General features: G+C 36.7%; 31 protein-coding genes and 1 riboswitch. Of the genes, 26 read left to right on the forward strand and 5 right to left on the reverse strand.

Annotation, left to right across the window (positions count from 1 at the left end; translation table 11 throughout):
* From WBG45_RS08695 to WBG45_RS08705, 3 genes are all read left to right on the forward strand, one after another.
* On the forward strand, positions 1 to 207 hold the full coding sequence (locus WBG45_RS08695; protein WP_024534510.1) for a YqgQ family protein: 207 nt from the start codon (positions 1 to 3) through the stop codon (positions 205 to 207).
* Positions 208 to 613: 406 nt separating this feature from the next.
* Entirely contained in the window at positions 614 to 2,515 is a 1,902-nt protein-coding gene (locus WBG45_RS08700; protein ID WP_424413769.1) for an LTA synthase family protein, read from the forward strand.
* 119 nt (positions 2,516 to 2,634) lie between these two features.
* Positions 2,635 to 3,729: a hypothetical protein gene (locus WBG45_RS08705; protein ID WP_424413771.1), complete on the forward strand. Its 1,095-nt coding sequence runs from the start codon at positions 2,635 to 2,637 to the stop codon at positions 3,727 to 3,729.
* A 40-nt stretch (positions 3,730 to 3,769) separates the two neighbouring features.
* Here WBG45_RS08705 and WBG45_RS08710 read toward each other — a convergent pair whose 3' ends face one another.
* On the reverse strand, positions 3,770 to 3,949 hold the full coding sequence (locus tag WBG45_RS08710) for a DUF2759 domain-containing protein (RefSeq protein ID WP_424413773.1): 180 nt from the start codon (positions 3,947 to 3,949) through the stop codon (positions 3,770 to 3,772).
* A gap of 164 nt (positions 3,950 to 4,113) precedes the next feature.
* Here WBG45_RS08710 and WBG45_RS08715 point away from each other — a divergent pair, with 164 nt between their 5' ends.
* A complete protein-coding gene (locus WBG45_RS08715; RefSeq protein WP_424413775.1) occupies positions 4,114 to 4,752 on the forward strand; it encodes an MBL fold metallo-hydrolase in 639 nt (212 codons plus the stop codon).
* A gap of 60 nt (positions 4,753 to 4,812) precedes the next feature.
* Here WBG45_RS08715 and WBG45_RS08720 read toward each other — a convergent pair whose 3' ends face one another.
* Positions 4,813 to 5,055, reverse strand: coding sequence for a DUF2626 domain-containing protein (locus WBG45_RS08720; RefSeq protein ID WP_024534515.1), 243 nt, complete (start codon positions 5,053 to 5,055; stop codon positions 4,813 to 4,815).
* Positions 5,056 to 5,333: 278 nt separating this feature from the next.
* Here WBG45_RS08720 and WBG45_RS08725 point away from each other — a divergent pair, with 278 nt between their 5' ends.
* The 11 genes from WBG45_RS08725 to gcvPB all read left to right on the forward strand — a co-directional run bounded on the left by WBG45_RS08725 (position 5,334) and on the right by gcvPB (position 14,540).
* Positions 5,334 to 5,711 carry a Spx/MgsR family RNA polymerase-binding regulatory protein gene (locus tag WBG45_RS08725; RefSeq protein ID WP_024534516.1) on the forward strand — a complete coding sequence of 126 codons (378 nt, stop codon included), beginning with the start codon at positions 5,334 to 5,336 and terminating at the stop codon, positions 5,709 to 5,711.
* A 142-nt stretch (positions 5,712 to 5,853) separates the two neighbouring features.
* Positions 5,854 to 6,897: a competence type IV pilus ATPase ComGA gene (gene comGA / locus WBG45_RS08730; RefSeq protein WP_424413777.1), complete on the forward strand. Its 1,044-nt coding sequence runs from the start codon at positions 5,854 to 5,856 to the stop codon at positions 6,895 to 6,897.
* On the forward strand, positions 6,866 to 7,930 hold the full coding sequence (comGB, locus tag WBG45_RS08735) for a competence type IV pilus assembly protein ComGB (RefSeq protein ID WP_424413779.1): 1,065 nt from the start codon (positions 6,866 to 6,868) through the stop codon (positions 7,928 to 7,930). The genes comGA and comGB overlap by 32 nt, the downstream gene beginning before the upstream one ends.
* Positions 7,931 to 7,963: 33 nt before the next feature.
* Complete coding sequence (gene comGC, locus WBG45_RS08740) at positions 7,964 to 8,281, forward strand: competence type IV pilus major pilin ComGC (RefSeq protein ID WP_424413781.1); 318 nt, start codon at positions 7,964 to 7,966, stop codon at positions 8,279 to 8,281.
* Positions 8,268 to 8,699: a prepilin-type N-terminal cleavage/methylation domain-containing protein gene (locus WBG45_RS08745; protein ID WP_424413783.1), complete on the forward strand. Its 432-nt coding sequence runs from the start codon at positions 8,268 to 8,270 to the stop codon at positions 8,697 to 8,699. Before comGC ends, WBG45_RS08745 begins: the two co-directional genes overlap by 14 nt.
* Positions 8,692 to 8,991: a hypothetical protein gene (locus tag WBG45_RS08750; protein ID WP_424413785.1), complete on the forward strand. Its 300-nt coding sequence runs from the start codon at positions 8,692 to 8,694 to the stop codon at positions 8,989 to 8,991. Before WBG45_RS08745 ends, WBG45_RS08750 begins: the two co-directional genes overlap by 8 nt.
* 50 nt (positions 8,992 to 9,041) lie before the next feature.
* Positions 9,042 to 9,416 carry a competence type IV pilus minor pilin ComGF gene (gene comGF, locus WBG45_RS08755; RefSeq protein ID WP_424413862.1) on the forward strand — a complete coding sequence of 125 codons (375 nt, stop codon included), beginning with the start codon at positions 9,042 to 9,044 and terminating at the stop codon, positions 9,414 to 9,416.
* Positions 9,417 to 9,621: 205 nt separating this feature from the next.
* Entirely contained in the window at positions 9,622 to 10,140 is a 519-nt protein-coding gene (locus WBG45_RS08760; RefSeq protein ID WP_424413786.1) for a shikimate kinase, read from the forward strand.
* A gap of 142 nt (positions 10,141 to 10,282) precedes the next feature.
* Positions 10,283 to 10,375, forward strand: a riboswitch (glycine riboswitch).
* A gap of 234 nt (positions 10,376 to 10,609) precedes the next feature.
* Positions 10,610 to 11,713 carry a glycine cleavage system aminomethyltransferase GcvT gene (gcvT, locus tag WBG45_RS08765; protein ID WP_424413788.1) on the forward strand — a complete coding sequence of 368 codons (1,104 nt, stop codon included), beginning with the start codon at positions 10,610 to 10,612 and terminating at the stop codon, positions 11,711 to 11,713.
* A 27-nt stretch (positions 11,714 to 11,740) separates the two neighbouring features.
* Entirely contained in the window at positions 11,741 to 13,087 is a 1,347-nt protein-coding gene (gene gcvPA, locus WBG45_RS08770; protein ID WP_424413790.1) for an aminomethyl-transferring glycine dehydrogenase subunit GcvPA, read from the forward strand.
* Positions 13,080 to 14,540 carry an aminomethyl-transferring glycine dehydrogenase subunit GcvPB gene (gcvPB, locus tag WBG45_RS08775; RefSeq protein ID WP_424413792.1) on the forward strand — a complete coding sequence of 487 codons (1,461 nt, stop codon included), beginning with the start codon at positions 13,080 to 13,082 and terminating at the stop codon, positions 14,538 to 14,540. The genes gcvPA and gcvPB overlap by 8 nt, the downstream gene beginning before the upstream one ends.
* A gap of 874 nt (positions 14,541 to 15,414) precedes the next feature.
* Here the strand turns inward: gcvPB and WBG45_RS08780 are convergent.
* From WBG45_RS08780 to WBG45_RS08790, 3 genes are all read right to left on the reverse strand, one after another.
* Positions 15,415 to 15,546 (reverse strand): hypothetical protein, encoded by a 132-nt coding sequence (locus WBG45_RS08780; protein ID WP_424413794.1) that lies wholly within the window; start codon positions 15,544 to 15,546, stop codon positions 15,415 to 15,417.
* Positions 15,524 to 16,792 (reverse strand): AAA family ATPase, encoded by a 1,269-nt coding sequence (locus WBG45_RS08785; RefSeq protein ID WP_424413796.1) that lies wholly within the window; start codon positions 16,790 to 16,792, stop codon positions 15,524 to 15,526. Before WBG45_RS08785 ends, WBG45_RS08780 begins: the two co-directional genes overlap by 23 nt.
* Before the next feature lie 83 nt (positions 16,793 to 16,875).
* The gene (locus tag WBG45_RS08790) at positions 16,876 to 17,256 is read right to left on the reverse strand and encodes a rhodanese-like domain-containing protein (protein WP_424413798.1); all 381 of its coding nucleotides are present in this window, start codon (positions 17,254 to 17,256) and stop codon (positions 16,876 to 16,878) included.
* Between the two features lie 277 nt (positions 17,257 to 17,533).
* On the opposite strand from WBG45_RS08790, the gene WBG45_RS08795 reads away from it, so the two are divergent.
* The 11 genes from WBG45_RS08795 (at position 17,534) to WBG45_RS08845 (ending at position 26,647) form a co-directional block, all read left to right on the forward strand.
* Entirely contained in the window at positions 17,534 to 18,370 is an 837-nt protein-coding gene (locus WBG45_RS08795) for a lipoate--protein ligase family protein (RefSeq protein ID WP_424413799.1), read from the forward strand.
* 173 nt (positions 18,371 to 18,543) lie between these two features.
* On the forward strand, positions 18,544 to 21,105 hold the full coding sequence (locus WBG45_RS08800) for a vitamin B12-dependent ribonucleotide reductase (RefSeq protein WP_424413800.1): 2,562 nt from the start codon (positions 18,544 to 18,546) through the stop codon (positions 21,103 to 21,105).
* Between the two features lie 157 nt (positions 21,106 to 21,262).
* Positions 21,263 to 21,685: a hypothetical protein gene (locus WBG45_RS08805; RefSeq protein WP_424413802.1), complete on the forward strand. Its 423-nt coding sequence runs from the start codon at positions 21,263 to 21,265 to the stop codon at positions 21,683 to 21,685.
* Positions 21,686 to 21,746: 61 nt separating this feature from the next.
* A complete protein-coding gene (gene aroQ / locus WBG45_RS08810; protein WP_424413804.1) occupies positions 21,747 to 22,190 on the forward strand; it encodes a type II 3-dehydroquinate dehydratase in 444 nt (147 codons plus the stop codon).
* Entirely contained in the window at positions 22,191 to 23,252 is a 1,062-nt protein-coding gene (locus tag WBG45_RS08815; protein WP_424413806.1) for an aminopeptidase P family protein, read from the forward strand.
* 15 nt (positions 23,253 to 23,267) lie between these two features.
* Positions 23,268 to 23,828 (forward strand): elongation factor P, encoded by a 561-nt coding sequence (gene efp / locus WBG45_RS08820; protein WP_024534534.1) that lies wholly within the window; start codon positions 23,268 to 23,270, stop codon positions 23,826 to 23,828.
* A 105-nt stretch (positions 23,829 to 23,933) separates the two neighbouring features.
* Positions 23,934 to 24,134 carry a SpoIIIAC/SpoIIIAD family protein gene (locus WBG45_RS08825; protein ID WP_024534535.1) on the forward strand — a complete coding sequence of 67 codons (201 nt, stop codon included), beginning with the start codon at positions 23,934 to 23,936 and terminating at the stop codon, positions 24,132 to 24,134.
* Between the two features lie 410 nt (positions 24,135 to 24,544).
* Entirely contained in the window at positions 24,545 to 25,450 is a 906-nt protein-coding gene (locus WBG45_RS08830; protein WP_424413808.1) for a stage III sporulation protein AE, read from the forward strand.
* Positions 25,450 to 25,611 (forward strand): hypothetical protein, encoded by a 162-nt coding sequence (locus WBG45_RS08835; protein WP_424413810.1) that lies wholly within the window; start codon positions 25,450 to 25,452, stop codon positions 25,609 to 25,611. Before WBG45_RS08830 ends, WBG45_RS08835 begins: the two co-directional genes overlap by 1 nt.
* 56 nt (positions 25,612 to 25,667) lie before the next feature.
* On the forward strand, positions 25,668 to 26,108 hold the full coding sequence (locus WBG45_RS08840) for a hypothetical protein (RefSeq protein ID WP_424413812.1): 441 nt from the start codon (positions 25,668 to 25,670) through the stop codon (positions 26,106 to 26,108).
* The gene (locus tag WBG45_RS08845) at positions 26,105 to 26,647 is read left to right on the forward strand and encodes a SpoIIIAH-like family protein (protein ID WP_424413814.1); all 543 of its coding nucleotides are present in this window, start codon (positions 26,105 to 26,107) and stop codon (positions 26,645 to 26,647) included. The genes WBG45_RS08840 and WBG45_RS08845 overlap by 4 nt, the downstream gene beginning before the upstream one ends.
* Positions 26,648 to 26,738: the final 91 nt, after the last annotated feature.

Consider the following 26,738-nt stretch of genomic DNA (forward strand, 5'->3'; position numbering starts at 1 on the left):
ATGAATTCAATATATGATGTCATGCAGTTTTTAAAAAGAAACGGAACATACATTTATACAACGGAACGCCAAGCGGATATTCTATTAATGGAAGATGAGATACGTGAGCTTTATAAATCTCAAATAATGGATACGCAGGATTATCAGATGGCTATTCTTTTGTTAAGACAAGAAATGTCTCGTTTAGTAGATAAAAAAATAAAGTAATTCTTTTCAAGATAACCTAAGCCAATAGGTGGTTTAGGTTGTTTTTTATTTGGGATTTCAACAAGTGATCGAAGTCTCTATTAATTTATTTGAAGAAAAGTGAAACTTTTATAGTTTTCATTCGTCTAATTTGGGGTAGTAATGAAGTGGTGACATCAATCAATTATAAATGGAATTTATTAAGCTAAAGTTGCGTGATTGTTAAAAAAGGATTAAGATATAATAATGTTTCTTTCTTTCGCTGAATAAAATGTTGCTCTAGCCAATAAGGTGTTTAATATTGCTTTATCGAGAAAAGTACCATTCAAACAAAGGCTGTCGTTTGACTCTGTATAAACAGTGATTAAACGATTGCTTTTTGCAGAGTAAAATTTAGAGATTGAAAGTAATAAGGAGGATGTTAGGAATGAAGAACAAAAATTACCCTAAACATTCGATTTTGGCAATAGCCATTTTGCTAACTTGGATTAAAACATATGTGGTATATCATACTAGTTTTGATATGAAAATTGAAAATGTCATGCAACAATTCATCTTGTTTATGAACCCTTTAAGTTTTTTGCTTGCTGTGTATGGTATTTCACTATTCTTTAAGTCCGTTAAAGTTAGAAATCGATATTTATTAATTACGAGTTCAGTATTAGCCGTAATATTATATGCAAACGTTGCATTTTATCGCTTCTTTAGCGATTTCATTACATTACCGGTATTGTTCCAAACGAGCAACTTTAGTGATTTAGGAGCTTCTGCAGCTGAAAGTGTTTTCTTTACAGACGTTTTTTACTTTACTGATGTTGTTTTATTGTTCGTAGCAATGAAATGGTTGCCAAATGTTAAAGAAACAGCAATCGTTAAGCCAGCAATTCGTCGAGCATATTTTGTAATTGCTGCAGCTATTATGTTTTTAAATTTAGGACTTGCTGAAACTGAGCGTCCTCAACTTCTTACACGAAGCTTTGATCGTGAATTATTAGTGAAAAATATTGGGACATATAACTACCATATTTACGATATTTATATTCAATCTAAATCACATGCACAACGCGCTTTAGCGGATGGCAGTGAATTAGTCGAAGTAAATAACTATGTACGTTCAAACCAAGCAGAACCCAATTATGAAGTGTTCGGTACTGCAGAAGGTAAAAATGTAATCGTCGTATCATTAGAGTCGCTTCAAACGTTTGTTGTGAACGAAGAAATGAATGGTGAAGTGGTTACACCTTTCTTAAATAGCTTAACTAAAGATAAAGATACGTACTATTTCCCGAATTTCTACCATCAAACGGGTCTAGGGAAAACTTCTGACTCAGAGTTTATAGTCGAAAATGGCTTGTATCCTCTAGGTGGAGGAGCTGTGTTCTTTACTAACAGTGGAAACACTTATAACTCGATGGCTGAAAAGTTAAATGAAAAAGGTTATTTCACAAATGTTATGCACTCAAATAACAAGAGTTTCTGGAATCGCGACATCATGTACAACGCATTAAACATAGATAAATTCTATGATGTAGATAGTTATGAAGTTGGAGAAGGCGATGCAGTTAACTGGGGTTTAAAAGATATTCCATTCTTTAAACAATCAGTTAATCACATGACTGAAATGCAGAAGCCTTTCTATTCTAGGTTAATTACCTTAACAAATCATTATCCTTTCCATTTGGAAGAAGAGGATCAATCAATTCCTGAATATGATTCGAATTCTGGTACATTGAACCGTTATTTCCAAACAGCTCGTTACATGGATGAGTCAGTTGAAGTTTTATTTGAAGAATTAAAAGCAAAAGGATTGTATGAAGATTCTATAATTGTGATGTATGGTGATCATTATGGGATTTCAGAAAACCATAATGAAGCAATGGGACAATATTTAGGAAAAGAAATTACACCTTTTGAAAGTGCTCAATTACAACGTGTGCCAATGTTTATTCATATACCAGGTTCAGATCAAGGTGAAGTAGTAGAAGAAGTATCAGGACAAATTGATATTCGTCCAACTTTATTACATTTACTTGGTGTTGAAACTAGTAAAGATATGCAATTAGGTGCAGATGTGTTCTCTAAAGATCATGAAGAGTTTGTCGTTTTCCGTGATGGGCGATTTGTAACCGATAAAGTGGTCTATGCAGGAAATATTTGTTATGACAAGGAAACTGGAGAAGAAACAGAATCTGAAGCATGTGCTCCATATATAGAGCGTGCAGCTGAAGAACTGGAGTACTCAGATGAAATCATAAATAGTGATTTACTTCGTTTTTATGATGAAAAAACAGGGAACCTTTTAATTGATCAAACTACTGAGAAAAAATAAGTTTAAATTAACCAATCGTCGTCTAAAAGTGTTTAATCACTTTTAGACGATTTTTTTGTTTTTTGAAACACATTGGTGAATTAAACGTACTACTATGTATAGAGAGAGGGGGCATGAAGATGAAGCGTGGTATAACGTCCATATTGATACTACTTATTATTATTTCAGGCTGTCAACCGACGACCACGGAAATATCTAAACCACCAAAAGAATCTCTAACTAAAGAAGAAAAACTAGTAGAATTTAAAACTTTATCCATTCAAAGTGAAAACCTTGAACGAGTGATAGGATGGATATCGAATGAAGAAATTCTTTATGCAACGCGACAAGGGTTAGATTTTTCTCTTCTTTCATATGATATAGTCACTGGTGAGAGTAAAGAAATCACTAAAATCTCAGATCCAATAATAGAAGTTAAAATTCATCCGGATCTAACTAGGTTAGCTGTTGTTACTTCACGTAACTCATTAAGTGCAACTATACATATATTTTCTGTATTAGGAGAAGACTTTGACGAATTAATTATCGAATCATCAGAAATGTACTGGGATTGGAATTCACTTAATAATGAACAATTGTTCTTCAGTGCTTTTTATGAAGATTGGACATTTGATTCTTTTGTTTATTCTAGTGACAAAAGAGAGCTAAACCGAATTGAAACGACAGATCCTTTCGGCAAGTGGGGGCATGACTCCACCATACAAACGATTCTTTGGCCTCAAAATGATGCATTAAGCGGTGGGGCAATACGTGAATTGATTATTGAAACAAACTCCTTCGAAGACTCTATAGACTCAAACATCATATATGTGGAATCGTTTAGAGAGATAACTTTAACTGTCAGAATTTCTGAAGATCAGAAGTTGTTTTTATATTCGCTAACCAATATAAGGGATGGAAAGAGTGCAACATATGAAATGCCAGCTGTTAGTAACTATTCACAGTGGTTTGTTCCAGAAGTTGAGTGGCTCGCTGACGGAAGTATGATGACATATCAAGCTGCGGAATCTGGATTAATGGATACAATCCCAACGGATTATGAAATTATTCAATTAACATCTGAAGCAACGGATAAGAAATCAGTTTGGAAAGGACCATACGAGCCGTTTACATGTTCACCTTTAGGAACCCATTGTTTGAAAGGTGTGCAGTTAGAGGAAATGTTTGTTGTAGAGAGTGGAAGAGTAGAGCCGTGGATTGAAATATTAGAATAAATAAAAAAGCTAACGTTCAATTTGAACGTTAGCTTTTTTATTAGTGTAAGCTTGGTGGAAAGCCGTGCTTCACAATTGTCATGACTGTGAAGAATCCGAAAATAGCGAAAGTACCAAAATTAAAGAGTATGCTTAAAAGGTTTTTCTCTTTAAAAGCTTGATAAGTACCAATTGCTGCTAAAATTGCAACTAGGCCAAAAATAACCATTAATAAGTTCATGAAAGACACTCCTTTTGATATCTTAAATTTGATATCGAATACAAGTTTTCTACCTTATTATAAATTTATATTAGGGGTTTGTCGAGGATTAAAAAGTGTCGGATATATGAACGGGAGATGTACACGTGCTATCTTTCTGCTACAATAACTTAGAGGTGAAGCACATGTTGAATATTCGTACATATCCCTTAGGACCATTACAAACAAATTGTTATGTGATATCGAATAAAGATAAGCACTGTTTGATTATTGATCCAGGTGAACAAGGAGAAGCATTAGCTAAAGAGATACGTAAATTAAAATTAAAACCATTAGCTATACTATTAACTCATGCACATTTTGATCATATAGGTGCAGTTGATATCATTAGGGATTTATTTAAGGTTCCAGTATATATCCATCAAGCAGAAAAAAATTGGTTATCAGACTCAACAAAAAATGGTTCGGCTCGATATCGAGAGTTACCTTTAATTGAAGGAAAAGACGCAGATATCTTGATTGATCAAGAAGGACAGTTAGAAATTGGACCGTTTACTTTTACCATGTTCCATACACCGGGTCATTCTCCGGGGAGTATCAGTTATTGGTTCAAAGAAGATGGGTTTGCCGTAGTAGGTGATACTTTGTTTAAGGGAAGTATCGGCAGAACGGATTTACCTTATGGTAACCATAAAGAGTTAATTCAATCCATTCACAATAAACTTCTTACATTGCCAGAGCATACGATTTGTTATCCTGGTCATGGAGAACCAACAACACCCGAAGAAGAGATGGATCGAAACCCATTTTTAAACGGATTATAAAATATACAAAAAAGACAGTCAATATAAAAATTGACTGTCTTTTTATTTTCATAATCGTTTTTAATGTCCTGCACCAGGTACGTGGATAAATGTCGTATAGTAAGTGAAGCCAGCAAAAAACACCGTTAAATATGCTCCGAAGATGTAAATGTACATACGTTCTGAAAGGTTTAAGAAACCTAAAAGAATAAATAAGCCTGTGTTTGCTAGAAATAATAATGATGCCGAATACATATCACCTAAATAAAACATAACTGCGAAAATTCCTGTCCAGAAACCCATCACTTTATACATATTGTTCATGAGTAGTCCCCTCCTTTTACAACTATACAATAATCTCTACCTCATTATAGATGATTCGGTTCCTAGATGTAAACTCTAGAATGTCTTTAGAATGTGACAGAACAGTGGAAGTTCATAATTCTAGTCCGAAAATAAGAAAAAAATGTATTGTTACTTCAATTTTAACCCTAAATCAGTCTGAATAATGCTATATAAAAAAGATTTTACATAACTGGTGACAAACATTATACAAATGTTGTACAATGTGTATAACGAAAAAGAAAATTGGAGGAATTCAAATGGCTGAATTAAAATTTTATACCTATCCTTCTTGTACATCTTGTCGTAAAACCAAAAAATGGTTAATAGAAAATCAAATTATTTTTGAAGAAAGACATCTATTTCGCCAAACGCCAACTGTAGAAGAACTAAAATTTCTTTTATCATTAACATCTGAAGGTTTAGATGAAATTTTAGCAACACGCAGTCAATCATTTAAAGATTTAAATTTAGAAATAGACGATTTGCCATTATCAAAAGTTGTTGAATTAATTGTTGAGAACCCCAAATTATTGAGACGACCAATATTAACCGACGGAAAGCAGTTAGTTGTGGGGTACCAGCCGGAACATTTGGGCACCTTTTGCCGCAAAAGAAAATTATTCCCTGCAGTTTAGAGGGCAAAATTAAAATTTCCTACCGCAAAGGGTGGGAAATTTTAATTTTGAGGAAAAATATTCACAAATACATAATTCGAGTTTATAGTAGGCGTTACAGGTTAAGAGCGGTCCTGACCTGTAAGGGTGAATGGTATTATTCATGAGCGATTTATTGAATATCATTGAACAAAAAAGTGACGAGTTAATAAATCGAGCGGTCCTGGCCCGTGCTTCAGATATTCATTTAATTCCTTCATCAGACCTATACACCATATATTTTCGTCTACACACTAAACTTATCCCTGCAGGTAAGCTTCACCTGGATATCGGGGATCGCATGATTTCATACTTCAAGTTTTTATCCTCTCTCGATATCAGTGAAAAACGAAAACCTCAAAGCGGTTCATTTCAACAATCCTTCAATTCTCAAACATGTTCTTTTAGAGTCTCTACCTTACCGTCAGTCCAAAATAAAGAAAGTCTTGTTATTAGAGTTCAGTTACATGATGATTCAAAACCGTTACATGAACTATCACTTAACAAGGATACGGCTCATGTACTTCATGATTTAATGTTGGCTCGGCAAGGGTTGTTATGTATAACAGGGCCCACTGGTTGCGGTAAAACAACAACTATGTACTCCTTAACGAGTTACAGTGCGCATCAACTGAATAGGCATGTCATTTCATTAGAAGATCCAGTGGAAAACAGTCAATCTCATTTACTTCAAATTCAAGTGAACGAACGATCAGGCATTACGTACTCAACAGGATTAAAAGCTATTTTACGGCATTCTCCGGATGTCATAATGATCGGTGAGATTCGTGATATGGAGACTGCTCAAGCAGCAGTTCAAGCATCATTAACAGGTCATTTAGTCATTACAACGGTTCATGCTAAAAATCCATTAGGGTGTTTGTATCGATTAATGGACTTAGGGATACCAATCGATGATTTAAAACAAGCCATTCTTGGAATTACCAGTCAGCAATTAGTCATCACTTCTTTTGATCGAGAAGATGACCGACTTAGTCCAAATCGATCATCATTGTATGAGATTTTATACGGCAACACCCTTGAGCAAGCATTTGATGCAATTAAGGCAGGTAAAACTTTTAATATGCCTATTGAATCTACCCTTTACTCTCAATATGAAAGAGGAGTTGAGATGGGTGTTATACAAGTATCTCCAATCACGTATTGATCATAAGGGTCTTCAAATACCTAAGAAAAAACAAGCGCAGTTTTTGAAACGACTCTCATCCTTACTACAGGAAGGGTACACTTTTTATGCTTCACTCATTATGTTGCTGCCTCATCACGTCAAAAAGAGCAAAGAAGCACAGGACATAATGTCAATTCAAATGAAAAATGGGGATGGAGTAACTTCTGTTTTGCAGTCTTTAGGAATTCCGAGAAGTTATCTATTATCCATTCAAATGGCTGAAGCCCATGGCAAATTACATCAAGCTTTACTAGTTCTTCATGCGCATGTGGCTATGGTGGAGCGAGCGAAGGCGAGTTTGAAAAAAGTAGTCATGTATCCTTTATTCCTATTTACTATGCTTGCGGGTTTGTTTGTTGCTTTTCGTACCTATTTTTTACCTAATATGAAGATACTCGCTTCATCTAGGCAAGGCACAACTTCCAATGACACGATGAATGTAGCAAGTGCATTACTGCATCTACCAGATGCTTTATTAATCATGTGTTTTTTATTCGTTTTAGTTACTATTACTTTTCGTTGGAATATTCGAAAGTATTCATTTGAGGAACAAGTCATGAAGTTGCAAAAAGTTCCATTATTATCTAAGTGGATGAAATTGTATTGGACGAAAACTTTTTCACAAGAATTAGGAACGCTTCTCGCTAGTGGGTTATCTTTGCAGCTTGCCCTAAATGTACTGAGACAACAAAATTTCCAGGCATATTTACAAGTGATTTCAGAAAATATCTACTCATCGGTGTTAATTGGAGAATCTTTAAAACAAGCCGTAGAGATATCTGAATGTTTCATAGACGATTTTCCAACGTATATTTCGCATGGAGAAAGCAGTGGTCACTTAGCAAAGGAATTATTAATTTACAGCGATTTGTTAAATGAACAAACAGAAGCTTCTTTGACTAAGTCGCTATCATTTATTCAACCAATATTATTTGGAATCCTGGCTATTTGTATTTTGGCTGCTTACCTATCTATCTTGTTGCCAGTGTATGGAATGATCGATTTTATTTAATAAACTTATTGAAAATAAAAGGAGGAAGATGGTATGAAAAAATTCACATGTCAAAAAGGATTTACTTTAATTGAAATGATGGTAGTTTTACTGATCATCTCTGTCTTAATATTAATAGCTATTCCGAATGTAACGAAGCATTCAGCAACAATCGATGATAAGGGTTGCGAAGCCTATGTCAAAATGGTTCAAGGACAAGTTGAAGCTTATCGAATTGATGTAAAAGCTGTACCGACGCTTACTGACTTAACTGATAATGGCTATTTAAACGAAGGTGAGACGACATGTCCGAATGGTGCTGGGATTCAGATAGATGCCGCAGGTCTAGTAACAGAAGTTGTCCCTGGATAATCGAGGATATTCGTTAGTTGAATTACTTCTTGTGCTGACGATCGTTCTAATTATTAGTTCAAGTGCCGTCCATTTTAATAATCGCTATATTGAAAATCGAACATTTGAATTATTTTATAATCAACTAAAACTCGATGTTGCGCATATTCAAATGATTGCATTAACCGAAGAAAGGTATATGAAATTGGTTTTTGAAACAGGAGGAAGTCGATATGTAGGAAGGAAATCATTGTTTGATTCTATTTTCGAAAGGAAATTACCTCCTGGATATCGGTGGTCATCAAGTAGTACATTAAATGAGGTGTCTTTTCATCCAAATGGTACCGTTGTAAAGTTTGGGACATTGGCTTTTATTACACCTGATGGGATAAAAACCGTTCGTGTTTTTATAGGGAAGGGACGTATGGTGCTTGAATAGGAATCAAGGGTTTTCGTTCGTAGAAACAATCCTGACTGTCAGTATATTATTTATAGTTTTTGGGACGTTGCTGCCTTTAACAAATCAAATGAAGCTTCAATTAGCAGAAAAAAGACTAGAATTACATGTTGCCATTGCCAAAAATCAAGCTGCAACTGCTTTGCAAAATGGAACAATTTCTGGTGTCGTTAATCTCGATGCAGTGGATTATTCTTGGAGTTGGAGTCACCCTTCGCTTTGTGTGAATTATGTGTTTTTTGGAGAGAATCATGAATCATGCGATACCTACTAAGTTCTAAGGGATACACATTTATTGATGCGATTCTTCATCTTTCTGTTCTGATGCTCTTCTCACAGTTGATTTTATTTTATTCGATGTGGTTTAAACAAATAGAAAAACAGTTCTTTCATGCTGAACCAATTGAGTGGGAAATGTTTTCGCTCGATATAGAAAGTTCCGTATCGACAGTTACAACAATTGGCGAGCAAGTGAATCAAACCGGTGTACGTTTTGTTAAAAATGGAGAAGAGTTTGATATTGAATGCTACCAATCCCTCATTCGCAAACAGAAAAACCGTTTAGGTCATGAGCCGATGTTAACTGGTTTAAATTCATGCAAAATACAATTGATAGAGAATCAAGTATTAATAAAAGTAGAATTTGAAAATGGACGAAAAGAGGAACGTACATATGAAGTTTCTGTTTCCTCGCAATGAATCTGGCTTCTTGCTTCCAGTAGCTATTGTCTTGTTATTTATTGTATCCGGCGTGCTTTTATACTTCGTTACTTCTTACGTATCTCAGATGAATATTTATGAGATGTTGGAAAGTCATTATATATCTGCTACTATTAAAAAAATGGAAAGTCAGAGATAGTAGCGGTTTTGTTATGATTTGTAGTGAAGTAAGTGGGGTAGTAGTATGAAAAGAATTTACTTAATTGGTTTCATGGGATCAGGAAAAAGTGCAATAGGTCGTCGTTTGAGCTTTTTGCTTAAAATTCCTTATTACGACATGGATCAGGAAATAGTAAAAAAAATGGGCATGACCATCCCAGAAATTTTCGAAAGACACGGTGAACCTTTCTTTCGTCAACAAGAACATGAGTTTCTCAAAACGTTCCGAGATGAGTGGTGTATCGTATCAACTGGTGGCGGAGTAGCGGTGAATCCCAGCAATAGTAAACTAATGCGTCAAACAGGATTAGTGTTATTTCTAGATGCTACATTTCCTGATATTTGGAAGAGAATTTCGCGCGATGTGAACAGACCCATTGTACAGGCTTCAACTCGAGAACAGTTAGAAGCATTATATACAACGAGAAAAAGGTTTTATAAAGCAACCGCACACATAACGATTAGAACCGAAGGACGTACATTAAGACAAATAACTGAATATGCTGCATTCCAAGTTAATCGCCTAAAGTCGAATGATTTTTAATTCAACGATATAAACGTTCGTGTTTGAGCTATAAATAGAAAATAGTTTGCGCTTACTTCTATTCAATGTTAAGATATACACGAAGCGATACTTGCTTTCGTACATTGATTTCTTTATAAGCCAAAACATATGTTTTGGGCGGATGATTATACGGGGAGAGAACGCGCTAGTCGCGTCGCCGAAGGAGCAAGTAGTAGCTACGAATCTCTCAGGTAAAAAGAACTCGTATAGGACGCATCTCTGGAGAACGCTATGATATTTATAGCTACCAAAGAGGAAAGCCGATTTCAGGTAAACTTTCAGGTACCAGGACAGAGAATTCTCATTTAATGGGAATTCTCTGTCCTTTTTTTTAGAGTGACATGTTCTTGCAATTATTTCATGCGAAGAACGCTCTTATTTTATCACTCGTATCATCTATACCTAAAAGTACTACTTTTGCCCGTTATGAAAAGAGGAGGAAATTAAATTGTCGGAAAATTTAAAACGCACACCTTTATTTGATTCGTATAAAGCATACGGAGGGAAAACTATCGATTTTGGCGGATGGGAATTACCGGTTCAGTTTTCTAGTATTAAAGAAGAACATGAAGCTGTTCGAACAAAAGCTGGATTGTTTGATGTATCTCATATGGGGGAAATCATCGTTCGTGGTGAAGATAGCCTCGAGTACCTTCAAAAATTACTGACTAACGATGTGTCCAAGCTACAAAATGGACAAGCCCAATATACTGCAATGTGTTACGAAGATGGTGGCACAGTTGATGATTTACTTGTATATAAAATTAATCAAGGTGATTACTTACTAGTTGTAAATGCATCCAATATCGAGAAAGATTTTGAATGGATGATTAAGTTTATGATTGGTGATACGACAGTACATAATGTTTCAGATTCTTATGGTCAACTCGCGATTCAAGGACCACATGCAGAAAAAGTCCTTCAGCGTCTGACAAAAGAAGACCTAAGCGAAATAGGCTTCTTTAAGTTCAAAACTGATGTGAAAATTGGAGACTTCGATGCGTTAGTTTCACGTACAGGCTATACAGGTGAAGATGGTTTTGAAATTTACGCTACTCCTGAATCTATCATCGCATTATGGGACTTGATTCTCGAAGAAGGAAAAGAAGACGGTGTTGTTCCTTGTGGACTTGGCGCGAGAGATACACTTCGTTTTGAAGCGTGTTTAGCCCTTTACGGTCAAGAACTTTCACAAGATATTTCTCCACTTGAAGCGGGTATCGGTTTTGCGGTGAAATTGAAAAAAGAAGATGATTTTATTGGTCAAAAAGCTCTAGTTCAACAAAAAGAAGCAGGTATACCGCGTAAGTTAGTCGGTCTAGAAATGATTGATAAAGGTATACCTAGACATGGCTACAAGGTTTACAAAGATGACCAACAAATAGGTGAAGTGACGACAGGTACACAATCTCCGACGCTTAAGAAGAACATTGGCCTCGGCTTAATTGATAGTAATTTCATTGAACTTGGAACGGAAGTAGAAGTTGAAATTCGTGGTAAACGATTGAAAGCTGTTACTGTATCTACACCTTTTTATAAACGCCAAAAATAATAATTGTTGGAAAGAGGTCATGACCCAATGAAACATCGTTATTTACCAATGACAGAACAAGATCAAAAAGAAATGTTAGAAACCATTGGTGTTTCTTCTATAGATGAACTATTTTCTGACATACCTGAAAAAGTTCGTTTTCAAGGACAATATAATATTAAAGAAGCTAAATCAGAATCCTCTTTATTAAAAGAGTTATCTCAAATGGCTGCAAAAAATGCAGATAATAAGGCTTATGCTTCTTTCTTAGGGGCTGGTGTATATGATCACTACAAACCAATTATTGTCGATCATGTTATTTCTCGATCAGAATTTTATACAGCATATACGCCTTATCAGCCAGAAATTTCACAAGGCGAATTGCAAGCTATTTTTGAATTCCAAACTATGATTTGTGAATTAACAGGTATGGATTTAGCTAACTCTTCAATGTATGACGGAGGTACTGCGTTAGCTGAAGCTGGAACTCTAGCAGCTGGCCATACAAAACGTAAAAAACTTTTGATTTCTGGGGCTGTAAATCCTGAATCTCAAGATGTTGTTCGTATGTATGCGTTGGGTCAATCTATAGAAGTCGTTCAAATTCCTACTAAAAACGGAATAACTGACATTGACGCACTTAATGAAATGATCGATGAAAACACAGCGGCTGTATTAGTCCAATATCCAAACTTCTATGGTCAAGTTGAAGACTTACGCAAAATGGAAGGGATGACACATGAAGCAAAAGCTTTATTAGTTGTTTCTTCAAATCCACTTGCACTTGGCGTTTTAACTTCACCAGGAAAATTAGGGGCTGATATCGTAGTTGGTGACGCTCAACCATTTGGTATTTCAGAATCATTCGGTGGACCTCACTGTGGATACTTCGCAGTAACATCAAAATTAATGCGCAAAGTGCCTGGTCGTTTAGTAGGTGAAACTACTGATGAAGTGGGTCGTCGTGGTTATGTATTGACACTACAAGCGCGTGAACAACATATTCGTCGTGATAAAGCTACTTCAAATATCTGTTCAAACCAAGCGCTAAACGCACTTGCTGCTTCAGTGGCTATGACAGCTCTTGGTAAAAAAGGTGTGCAAGAAATTGCTACACAAAATATTTTAAAAACCAATTATGCTAAAAAAGCGTTTGAAGCAGCAGGATTTGAAGTATTGTATCAAGGTGCACATTTCAATGAAATCGTTGTTAACGTCAAGGGGTCTGTATCTGCACTGAACAAAGAGTTATTTAAAGCAGGTATTATTGGTGGATTTGACTTGGGTAAAGTAGATGAAAACTTAGAAGGACATGCGTTAATCGCTGTTACAGAACAACGAACAAAAGAAGAAATCGATGCGCTTGTGCAAGAAATGGGGTCTTTCCATGCATAAAGATAATCAACCACTAATTTTTGAAATCACAAAACCAGGCAGAATTGGCTATAGCTTGCCAGATCTTGATATTCCAGAAGTAGATTTATCAACTTTATTACCAGAAGGTTTACTACGAGAAGAAGCTGCGGAGCTTCCAGAAGTATCTGAACTTGATATTATGAGACATTATACAGCACTTTCGAAGCGTAATCATGGTGTTGATTCAGGGTTCTACCCACTTGGATCATGTACGATGAAATACAATCCGAAGATCAATGAATCTGTTGCTCGTTTCCCTGGATTTGCAAACATTCATCCACTTCAAGATGAAGAAACAGTTCAAGGTGCAATGGAATTAATGTACGATTTGCAAGAGCATTTAATTGAAATAACAGGTATGGACGATTTGACACTGCAACCTGCAGCTGGAGCACACGGTGAATGGACTGCTCTTATGATGATTCGCGCATTCCACTTAGCGAATGGTGACACTCAACGAACTAAAGTTATTGTCCCTGACTCTGCTCATGGAACTAACCCTGCGTCTGCAACAGTTGCTGGCTTCGATACGATAACAGTTAAGTCAGACGAAAATGGATTAGTTGACTTAGAAGATTTAAAACGTGTAGTTGGCGACGATACAGCAGCATTGATGTTGACGAATCCAAATACTCTTGGATTATTTGAAGAAAACATTTTAGAAATGGCTGCAATCATCCATGGTGTTGGCGGTAAATTGTATTATGACGGCGCTAACTTAAACGCAGTTATGTCTAAAGCGCGACCAGGAGATATGGGCTTTGACTGTGTTCACTTAAACTTGCATAAAACCTTCACAGGTCCACACGGTGGGGGTGGTCCCGGTTCAGGTCCAGTCGGCGTGAAAAAAGACTTGATCCCGTTCTTACCAAAACCAGTTTTAGTGAAGACAGAAGAAGGTTATCACTTCGACTACAATCGTCCACAATCAATCGGACGAGTTAAGCCTTTCTATGGAAACTTTGGTATTAACGTACGTGCCTATACGTATATCCGTTCAATGGGTCCAGATGGTTTGAAAGCTATTACTGAATATGCAGTACTTAATGCAAATTATATGATGCGTCGATTACAACCACATTTTGACTTGCCATATGATCGTCATTGCAAGCATGAGTTCGTATTAAGTGGTCGTCGTCAAAAGAAATTAGGTGTTCGTACGCTCGACATGGCGAAACGTCTGCTTGACTTTGGCTACCATCCACCTACAATTTACTTCCCATTAAATGTGGAAGAAGCGATGATGATTGAACCAACTGAAACGGAGTCGAAGGAAACGCTAGATGCATTTATTGATGCGATGATTCAGATTGCGAGAGAAGTTGAAGAAAATCCAGAAATCGTTCAGCAAGCACCTCATACAACTGTTATTAAACGTTTAGATGAGACTAAAGCTGCTCGTACTCCAGTATTACGTTATAAAAAAGCATAATCAATAAAGGAACTGTTCTAAAAGTCATAAATATGACTAAGGACAGTTCCTTTTTTATATTTAGTGCGGTAGATTTCCGTTGCAACGTACTTTCATGTTTCGAAGCTAGCGAAGCGATGCAGAAACAGCCGGTCGCTTTCCGCGGGCATGCCTCAGCCTCCTCGACGAGCAAGCTCGCCTGGGGGTCTTCAGCTCATGCTATTCCCGCTGGAGTCGCCGTCTTCCACTCCAATCAACCTTAAGTTCATCATGTGCTATTCAGAAATTATTAATGGTTACAATGTTCAAATATAGGTGTAGATAAAAGACTCATGTTTCTCCACTTATTTTTATATTAGGGACTTATGAGACAGCCCCCTTTTTATGATTAGTTTCACTTTTTTAAGGATTTATTAAATTAATGTGATTATTTTATTATCATCCAATCGCATTTGCCGCACGTTTAGCATGAGAACTCAAGTGTGAAAAACAATAAAAAATGGGCGAGTAGGATTAAACAGACTGTGAATGGGAATAAAACACTCGCTGGTGGAAAAAAATCAAAATGAATGCAAATAACTACAGCTAAAACAATACCTATTCCATATTTCGACCATTTAATAAATACTTGTGGGTAGTCGCGAATCTACTCTTTTGTATGTTTTTAATATCTATATTCTTTAATATCAATATTGAAGCAGAAAGAGGGCGAAATTGCATCTTCGACCGAATATTTATTTAAAGAAACCTTCTATTCTTTAGTTAACCATACCAACGACAATGTGTGCGTTCAGGTGGCAAGGGAGCGAAGGATGCAATCCCGCCGTAGGATAATCTAACAGAGAGGGGATGGGCGAGTGACGTAGTCACAAGCCCATCCCCTTTATTTTCTAGATTATTGTGCAGCAGGTAAAGCCTCCGAAGCGGCCTGGAAACCTGTCACCGACATGGTGAATTTTAACGGCTCTGTTAAAGCACCGATAACCATCTTTTCCATAGCATTATTAAAAGCCGATTGAACCTTCATCGTCTTCCCAGTCGTTCTTTTTGGATCGTTTATTTTGTTTTTGAAGTTCTTTTATGCGCTCTTCGAAAGCCAGTTCACCATCATAATGCCAGTTTAAGGCTACTGACATATATAATTCGTTTAATTGAGAAATCGATAAGCCTTTTGTCAAGCGAGCCATATCTTTGACTTGTTGTTTTGAGAAGATATCCTTCAAATCAAGTTTTCGCAAGTACTGTTCACGTACTTGAATGGAAGGAGCCGGTATTTCGTATGCTCGGTCAAAACGTCCAGCACGATTAATCAGCGCAGGATCGATTTTTTCAGGGTAGTTTGTCGTTCCTATAATAAATAACCCTTCTCTAGATTGCGTACCATCCAGCGTGTTTAAAAAGACAGAACGCGTATATTCAGGCATAGAGTCAATGTCCTCAATGACAAGAATGGCTGGTGCTAGTCTTGTGACAATGCCAAAGACTTCTTGTATAGAATGACTTCCAGTAAACTCTGTAATCTGCCAATACACTACAGGGGCGTTTGTTGAGCCAGTGATAGACTTCACTAACGTTGTTTTTCCGTTGCCGGGAGAACCATAAAGTAAAATACCACGCTTATAAGGCAAGCCATATTCTTTAAAGAATTGGCCATCTGCTGTGAAAAATTGATCAATTGAACGGAAGATATCTTGTTTCACCGACTCCTTAAGCATAACCTCTTCACGACTTACAACAGAATGTTCACCGTAATTGCGTCGTTTTACACCATCTTCCGTATCCACTAAAAATGTAACCGACTGCATTAACATCTGTCTTAATTTCTCGTTAATATCTTGTAGGAAGGCTAAAGCCTTTTCAGGAGACTGGGCATAACAATGCATTTCTGGCCAGGTGTGGTCGATAGTATAAAACGTGACAATTGTTAGGGCTACTTCATGATCCGGGAAATAAATAAGTTGATTTTCAAACGTATTAATTACTTTTAAGTGGCTTTCATTTGCATCTTCGGAAGTTGTCCCTATTTTTCCTAGGGTTCGAGTCTCGTATATGTGACAAAGTGACTCGTACTGAAGAAGGCCTTTTTCCATCATTTCAAGGACGTTGGTATCAAGTTGAGAAATGGTTTCACCAATATAGATATGTTGCCATTGTCCGGATAACCTTTTTTCTAGCATGGCAATAATGCGTTTGGATACGAATGCTAGGTCTTCGTAATGGGGAAGAGTTTGTCTCGTATCTTCAAGGTGTGAAATAAGCGTATGTGGTTTCATAATGGCCTCCCATTTAATATGACTCAATTATAACGCTGAAGTTGAAAAAAAGTTCCTCCAATTGGAAGAACTTTTGTTGGTATTTATTTAGCTTTAATTTTACCAGTCCATTGACGGAAGCCGCCTTGTAATTGATAAATTTGCGTATAACCTTTTTTCTTAAGAAACAATGCCGTACGTGAACTTCTTGCGCTATTTTGGCAGTACAAGTAAACAGGCTTGTCTGAACGAATTTCTTTAAAACGTTGACGCATTTGTGAAGATGGAATGTTACGTGCACCTAGAATGTGACCGCCATCAAATTCTTTTGGTTCACGAACGTCTACGAGTTGAGCTTTTCGGTACCCCTCAATAAACTGTTCTTGAGTTAATCCTGAAACAGCTTTTTTCAAACGAAGTGACGATATTATAAAATAAACCACTAAACCAATTAAAGCAGCACTGATAATATATATTAATGTCAAAACAACTTCCCCTTTCTCTCTATGTTTGTATTATACTATTTTCTTGTGAGAAAACCCATCTTTTTAAAGGTTAATTGATGGATTTTACAGTCAAAATAATTTCAAACAACAAGATAATGCGCTTAATAGAATTTCAAACATACAGAAAATAAAGTATGAAAAGGTTATGAATGAAAGATCTATATTTACAAATATCCTGCAAAGTTTATAAAAATAATTTAGTAGCCACAAGACATTTGGTTTGTTAATATGAAAAGCATTGTGAGGGGGAAATTATATGTCCAAACCGACCTGGTATTTTATTAATTCCGGTGCTTGTCGTCCATCTTTTAATATGGCTTTAGATGAAGCATTATTAGATTGGCATAGCGAGGGACGTATGCCTCCTATTGTACGTTTTTATGGATGGAATCCTGCCACATTATCAATCGGCTACTTTCAAAATGTGAACAAAGAAATTAATATGGAAGAAGTTAAAAAGCATAACTTAGGTTTTGTCCGTCGTCCTACAGGTGGGCGAGGTGTATTACATGAACATGAATTAACATATAGCATTATTGTTAGTGAAGATTATCCGAATATGCCAGCTACAGTTACGGAAGCATATCGGGTATTAAGTGAAGGATTATTAATTGGCTTTCAAAAACTTGGCCTTGATGCTTATTTCTCTGTACCTGATACAGATGAAAAGAAAAGTGATTTAAAAAATCCGAAAAGTGCTGTTTGTTTTGACGCTCCATCTTGGTATGAGCTAGTGGTTGAAGGCAAAAAAGTAGCCGGAAGTGCACAAACAAGACAAAAAGGTGTCATTCTACAACATGGGGCGATATTGCTTGATTTAGATGAAGATAAACTCGTTTCTCTATTTAATTATCCATCTGAAGAAGTAAAAAAACGTGTTCGTAGAGGATTACCCGAAAAAGCAGTAGCTATCAATCGTTTACGTGAAACACCCGCGTCGATGGAGGAATGTGTCGAAGCTTTTAAGACGGGATTTGCAGAAGGATTAGATGTTAATCTTGAGCCCTATGCTCTAACAAAAGAGCAAATCGAATATGTAAAAGCGCTAGAATCGAGACGCTATGCGCATGACGATTGGACGTTTAGAAAATAGTAGTTACAAAGAACTATTTTTATAATAAACTTGATAATAAAGACCTATAGACGTTGCGTATGTATGTTCGACCATACATGCGCTTCAATTGATTTAAGCATCAACATATAGTAATATATTTAAGTATCAACACTACATATTGTGTTTTTTTGAATACTTAGGAGGAATGAAGTATGGTACTAGTTTCTAAAGAAGACGTCAAGTTAAACATTGAGAATTTAAATAAAGACATTGCATTATTCCCTCAAGTACATCCAATTACGGCAGACATGAAGTTAACACACAAAGGTGTTTCTCGTTTAGTCATGCTCGATCGCTACTCGTTTAAAGACATGTCAAAAGAAACTTTGAAAGCAGGAGACTTCGTCGTATTAACAGTAAAAGAAGATCCTAAATTCCCAGCTCGAGGATTAGGCTACATCGTTTCAATTGACAGAGACACAAATAAAGCAAAAGTTTTAATTGAAGAAGATTACCGTAGTGCCATTGATGATCCGACAGAACAACAACTTGGAATCGTTAGCCGTTCAATTCATGTAATTGAAAAACCACTGGAAGTCTATTATGAACAAATTGCCAAACGTAATGCAACGGGTTTAGCATCAGTTGAAACAACAGAAGAAAAGAAAAGAGAATGGTTCCAAAAGTTTTATGAACAATTGGTTGCTTTAAAATTTATTCCTGCCGGACGAGTACTTTATGGAGCGGGAGCAGGTACCGATGTTACATATTTTAACTGTTACGTAATGCCATTTGTACCCGATTCACGTGAAGGTATTTCGGATCATCGCAAACAAGTGATGGAAATCATGAGTCGAGGCGGAGGCGTTGGAACGAATGGTTCAACGCTTCGTCCAAGAAACACGCTTGCGAAAGGTGTTAACGGAAAATCGTCAGGCTCCGTATCATGGTTAGACGATATCGCGAAGTTAACACATCTTGTAGAACAAGGTGGCAGCCGACGAGGCGCACAAATGATTATGCTAGCTGATTGGCATCCAGATATTGCTGAATTTATTATTTCTAAAATGCAAAACCCGAGAATTCTTCGCTTTTTAATCGAGAATACAGAAGATGAAACCATCAAAGAACTTGCGAAGGAAAAACTCAACTTTAAAGCGTTATCTCAACAAGAAGAAGCTATGTATCAAGGGATAGTTAATTATAAACATATTCCTGGACTTGGCGGATTTAGTGATGGAATTATACGTGATGCAGAAACAAAATTACTAGATGGTGGTACTTATAGCGTTAACAACTCAGAGTTTTTAACTGGTGCTAATATCTCAGTCACGTTAACTGATGACTTTATGAAAGCGGTAGAATTAGAAGGTGATCATGCACTTCGATTCCCATCCGTCGAATCATACTCTTCTGAAGAAATGGCTATTTACAATGGCAAGTGGCATGAAATTGGTGACGTTCGTGAGTGGGAAAAACAAGGTCATAGTGTTCGCACTTATCGCACGATGAAGGCGAAAGACTTATGGAACTTGATTAACATTTGCGCAACTTATTCTGCTGAACCTGGTATTTTCTTTATTGATAATGCGAATGAAATGACCAATGCAAAAGCTTATGGACAACAGGTTGTAGCAACGAACCCTTGTGGAGAACAACCATTAGCACCATATTCAGTATGTAACTTGGCAGCTGTTAATTTAGCGCAATTTGCTCAAAAAGAGTCTAAAACAGTCGATTTTGAAGGCTTAAAAGAAACGGTTCGTGTCGGTGTACGTATGCAAGATAACGTGATTGATGCAACACCTTACTTCTTAGAAGAGAACGAAGTACAAGCCCGTGGTGAACGTCGTGTAGGTCTTGGTGTTATGGGACTAGCTGACCTACTAATTTATTGTGAAAAAGAATATGGTTCAGATGAAGGTAATGTATTAGTTGACCAAATTTTTGAAACAATTGCTGTGGCAGCATATGAAACTTCTGCTGAACTTGCGAAAGAACGTGGCAGTTTCCCATTCTTACAAGGTGAAACGGAAGAAGAAACAAATCGATTACGCCAAGCATTTATTAATACAGGCTTTATGAAAAAAATGGCCCCACATGTACGTGAAGCGATTATTGAAAATGGAATTCGCAACTCTCACTTATTAACTGTTGCGCCGACTGGATCAACAGGAACAATGGTTGGAGTTTCAACAGGATTAGAACCTTATTTCTCTTTCACTTATTACCGTAGTGGACGTTTAGGTAAATTCATTGAAGTAAAAGCAGATATTGTGCGTGAATACTTAGAAGCAAATCCACATATAGATCCGAATAATTTGCCAGAGTGGTTTAAAGCATCGATGGAATTAGCACCAGAAGCTCATGCTGATGTGCAGTGTATTATTCAACGTTGGATTGATAGTTCTATTTCCAAGACAGTAAATGCACCACGTGGCTATACAGTAGAGCAAGTACAAGGTGTTTACGAACGACTGTATCGTGGTGGAGCTAAAGGTGGGACGGTGTATGTTGATGGAAGTCGAGATGCACAAGTGTTGACACTAAAAGCTGAAGAAAATGTAATGGATGAACATCATTATGAAGAAAAAGTTATGGACAATCGTCCGATTGTATTAGTAGATACGATTCAAGCTCTACGTTCAACGACAGTAACAATTGGATCTGAAGCTGGTAACAGATGTCCAGTATGTAGACAAGGTACAGTCGAAGAAATGGGTGGCTGTAATACCTGTACAGGTTGCGGTGCTCAACTTAAGTGTGGTCTGTAAGCTAACATAAACGATAGATAAATAAAAAACGGACATTGTATCTACTTGATACAATGTCCGTTTTTTATTTCTATTTATTTTTGAAATATCACGATAACTATGAATAGAGTGAGTGACAACCGTCAAAAATGGGATGATAGAAAGGAATGTGATTTGAATGAAAGGTACTCATTTCCTATGGATATCAACTGCACATGCTCTCGTTTTTACAAGTATATTAGGTTTTCTTCATGTTTTTAAATTCATTAAATGGCATCCTTTAAACTGGACAGATAATTTTCAAATATTTCCCCATTCTCACGTTTCAATCAAGTGGATGCTTACATTTTTAATCGTTTTTTTCATCATAAATATTGTGACGGGATTATTTCTGCTAGTCAAAAAAATGCCGGCCATCGCTACTTCTATTGTCGTTGGCTTTGCCGTTTGGCTTTTGTTGGAATGGGCAATATACAAAAATTTTTCCCATATCAAATGGCACTCTATTCCGATGTTAACGGTTATTTTATTAATTTGCCGAGCATTAGCTGAAACAATTGTATATTACGACAGAACTGTATATGATGACGAACGAAAGTAGTTGCCGCCCTTCTTTGTTGTGATAAAATGAAGGGGGAACGATTTTAACTAGGGGGAATAATGTGAAGATTCTATGTTTGAATGGACCGAATTTAAATCGGTTAGGAAAACGTGAACCAGCAATTTATGGATCAGAAACATTAGAAGATGTGCAGCATTCGTTAACAACTTACGCTGATCAATCAAATGTTCAGATGGAATGTAAACAATCGAATCATGAAGGTGAGCTTATCGATTGGCTTCACCTAGCAGAAGATACTGAGATTGATGGGATTATTTTTAATCCTGGAGCATACACACATACAAGTTATGCGATTAGGGATGCCATTGCATCTATTTCTATTCCTGTTATTGAAGTTCATATTTCGAATATTCATAGCAGAGAAAGTTTTCGTCATCAATCAGTATTGGCAGCCGTGTGTGAGGGTCAAATTTGCGGACTTGGAACATTTGGTTATACGTTAGCACTAGAAACATTTTTACATAGAAGAAAAGGGGAATCTTAAATGGAGAAATTATCTAAATTACGTCAAGCTCTTGTCGAACACCAGATTGATGCTTTGTTAATTACAAGTGGCTACAATCGCAGATACATAACAGGTTTTACTGGAACAGCGGGAGTTGCAATTGTTTCACAAGAACAAGCTGTTTTTATTACAGATTTCCGTTATACAGAACAAGCAGAATCAGAAATTAATGGCTTTGATATTGTCCAACATTCTAAGACTCTTATTGAAGAAGTAAGTGTGCAGTTAGAAAAACTAGGTGCTAAAAAAGTAGGCTTTGAGAAAGATGACATGACTTATGCCATGTTTGAAAGCTATCAAAAAGCTGTCAAAACAGAGCTTGTACCTGTTTCTGGGCTAATTGAGAAGATCCGCTTGATTAAGACGCCTCAAGAGATTAAGATTATTAAGGCTGCCGCGGACATTGCAGACGCGGCTTTTGACCATATCATTACGTTTATCACTGCTGGAAAAACAGAATTAGAGGTTTCAAATGAACTAGAGTTCTTTATGCGTAAACAAGGGGCTTCTTCATCTTCTTTTGATATTATCGTGGCATCTGGTCTTCGTTCAGCCTTACCACACGGTGTAGCTACGGATAAAATTATTGAAAAAGGTGATTTTGTTACATTGGACTTCGGTGCATTGTATAATGGATATGTATCGGACGTAACGAGAACAGTTGCCATTGGTGAACCAAGTGATCACTTGAAAGAAATTTATCAAATTGTTCTAGATTCACAAATGTTAGCCTTGGAAAAAATTAAACCAGGCATGACAGGGATTGAAGCGGACGCAGTTGCTCGAGATTATATTAAATCAAAAGGGTACGGAGAAGCATTTGGTCATTCTTTAGGACACGGGATTGGTTTAGAAGTGCACGAAGGACCTGGCTTATCATTCCGTTCGGATGTTGTTCTTGAAGAAGGAATGGTCATTACAATTGAACCTGGGATTTACTTGCCGGGTGTCGGTGGCGTTCGAATTGAAGATGATTCAGTCGTGACCTCAACAGGAAATAGCAAATTAACACATTCTACAAAAGAGTTACTTATCTTATAATTTGGAGGAACAAACATGATTTCAGTAAATGATTTTAAAACAGGTTTAACAATAGAAGTAGATGGTGGCATTTGGCGCGTTCTAGACTTCCAACATGTAAAACCAGGTAAAGGTGCAGCATTCGTACGTTCTAAATTACGCAACATTCGTACTGGTGCAGTGAATGAAAAAACTTTCCGCGCTGGAGAGAAAGTTGAAAAAGCTCAAATTGATAATCGTAAAATGCAATATTTATACGCAAACGGCGATGTTCACAATTTCATGGACACTGACACGTATGAACAAATCGAACTTGATTCTAAACAAATCGAGTATGAATTGAAATTCTTACGTGAAAACATGGAAGTTCAAATTATGCAGTACCAGGGTGAAACATTAGGAGTTGAATTACCAAACTCAGTTATTTTAATTGTTGCTGAAACAGAGCCTGGTATTAAAGGTGATACATCAAGTGGTGGTACGAAAACAGCAGTTTTAGAAACTGGACTTTCAGTACAAGTACCATTCTTTATCAACGAAGGCGATAGACTAATCATTAACACTTCAGAAGCGGCTTACGTTTCAAGAGCACAATAAAACAAGAGTTGCCATTTGCATATCATGCAAATGGCAACTTTTTTTCATGTATTTAGCTAGTTGAGCATAAGATGAAGAGACAGAGGAGGGGACAAGTCGGAATTTATGGACGTAATTCGAGTGGCAGGAATTGGATTAATTCTTGCGTTGTTGCACCTTTTCTTTGAACAAACAGGGAAAAAAGAATTTACATTTTTTTTATTTGTTTTTGGTTATCTTTACATGACGGTTGAAATGTTGCGTTTTCTTCGTTATTTCTTTGAAGAAATCACTGCTTTTTTCGAATGGCTCACCATTTCGGTGTAAGTTATGCAGATTATTCTAGTCACGATAGTGATTATTTTCCTGATGCTGTTGCTACAACAAATTCTTCCACAGTTCACACCTCTTCTTCTTAGTTTTTTCTTTTTTATCTTACTCTCTAATATTTTGTTTCAAATGCTCATTCCTATTGTGCGAACAGTTCTCGAGCAAGCTCCAAAAGAAGCTCTCCCCATAATAAGAGTTTTAATTATATCTGTTTTTCTTACGTTTATAGGTGAAGCTCTGTCTGAATGGAGCAAGAATTTAAATTTGAATGCGCTTAGTCCACTTATATCTATTAGTTGCCACTTATTAATACTGACGTATTGGTTGCCACTTATCCAACAAATGTTTACGACTCTATCGCGGCTTTTGATCGACTAATTCAGGTAATTGAGGGGGTGAGATGGTTCATGCTTGAACCCTTATATGCCTATATTTTTGGCGTAACCAAATACTTTATCGTTCTTCTTATTGCCATCATTTTTGGTATGATACTCGATATTTTATTTCCTCAAGGAAAGCGTTGGACAAGGCTAGCCCTTTTTTGCATAGCGGTGTTATATACTCTTACTCCGGCAATAGAGGCGATGCATGAAATGCAGCAGTTTGCCAAACAAATGATTACTGTATTTATGAGTGTTTATCCGGTGTTAACGGCTGGTTTGCTAATGAATAGTGGAACGATGGCTTTTTCAATTTGGAATCCAGCCTTATATGTATTTATTCAGTTTACAGTGGTATTAACTGAAAAAATTCTTATTCCATTGTTAATGACAACAATATTGCTTGATTTTATTAGTCGGTTTCATCCAGCAACACCCTTTACGAAACTGACAGATATTATTCGAACCTCTTTGCTCAGTATTGTTTCTGCAGTTGTTGTTATTTATAGTTTTTTTATCTCAGTCCAAGGCTTTATTTCATGGAATATTTCTAGTGTTGTCACCGAACCAATTAAGAAAATCATTCAGCAAAACATTCCTTTCGTTGGATCCTTCTTAACAGAAAGTCTAAGTACATTTACTCGGTTTTCATCATCTATCACGTCGATTACCGGTGGTGGTATTGCTTTTTCGATTTTACTCGTGGTATTAATCCCCACACTAAAAACGATAAGCGTGGCCTTTTGTTATCGATTAGTGGCTGCCATCATTGAACCATTTGGTCCTGAAGATTTAGCTAGCTTTTTAGATGATATAGGTAAATCTATATTTGTGTTAAGTATCTTGTCATTTCTCATTGCGTTTGCGTTTTTCTACACCGCAATTTTTGTTGTTATTTTGGTGAAATTTTCACTTCTAATGAGGGGTGCATGATGTCCGAGTGGTTAAAGGGATTAGTGTTTATTATTTTGGTAAGCGAAATCCTACAGGCAGTTTTCTCAGACACAGATTCCAGTGATAACTTGGAACAATATACAAAATTAGGACTGGCCATATACATGATGTTATTTATCTCTTCATTTTTCTATGAATAGTTGAGGAATGAGTTTCATATAGTTTATCAAATGCCTGTCTCACTTAAGAGAGGAGCGTGATTCCATCCATTAAAACGAATCGAATGAAAAGCGGACTCCTGCTCGCAAGCCTCTTGGTATTCTTGGTGTTTTTCTTATTTAATGAAACCATTTTCACCAAGCAATCTTACACAACCAGTCAGTCAGAAGATCCGGCAACACAAGAACAATCATTGGAAAAAGCGTTGGAAAAAATGGCTGGGGTAGGTGAAGTCGAATTATTTTTTTATACAGGCACGAACGAGCCTCTTCAAACAGTTTCGGAAAAACCTAGTTTTGCCTTGTTTGATCCGAAGACAGAGGAACAAACAAAGATCCAATCTGTATTAGTTGTCGCAAGAGGAGCGGATCAAGCTCAAACCAGATTAAAGCTTACAAAATATTTATCGGCTGTATTAATACTGCCGGAACATCGAATTGTCGTCGTCCCGATGGATGAGAAAGGGGTTTCTAAATGAAAGTCAAAAAACGTACAGTGTGGATGCTAACTTTATTAAGTCTAGTAGCAGTAATTTCGGTGTATTACGTGCAAGAGCCCAACAATATGCCCTTTGATGGTTTAGCTATTTTCTCAGATGAAGCAACTGATCAAATGAAAGTCGATGATGGAGCTAAAGATGAGTCAGTGACACCAGTATATGCTCAAAGTGCGTTATTTGAAGAAATGAGAATGGAAGCTTCAAACGAACGTAGTCAGTTAAAAGAACAACTTACTACAAAAATTACGTCAAATGAAATGAATGCTGATGAAATTAATGAAGCTTATAGTGAGATGGAAGATTTAACAGTTCGCGAAACCACAGAAGCCATGCTTGAAATGCTGATTCGCTCATTAGGGTATTCAGATGCTCTAGTTCAAACAGAGACCGGAAAAGTTAAAGTTATGGTCATCGCGGACGAACTAGGTAAATCGCAAGCAAACGCGATTATCCACATCGTCAAAAAAGAGTGGGAAGATGCAAAAACAGTAAGTGTAACATTCCAACCAGCTTCATAATTATTGAAAAGGGCCAATATTGGTCCTTTTTCTTTTGTATTCATCATTTCCTCTTACAAACCCTCATGCTTTCCGATTTCTCTATTCCTTC

This window comes from Paenisporosarcina sp. (genome assembly GCF_049671445.1).
In the GTDB taxonomy this organism is placed as follows: domain Bacteria; phylum Bacillota; class Bacilli; order Bacillales_A; family Planococcaceae; genus Paenisporosarcina.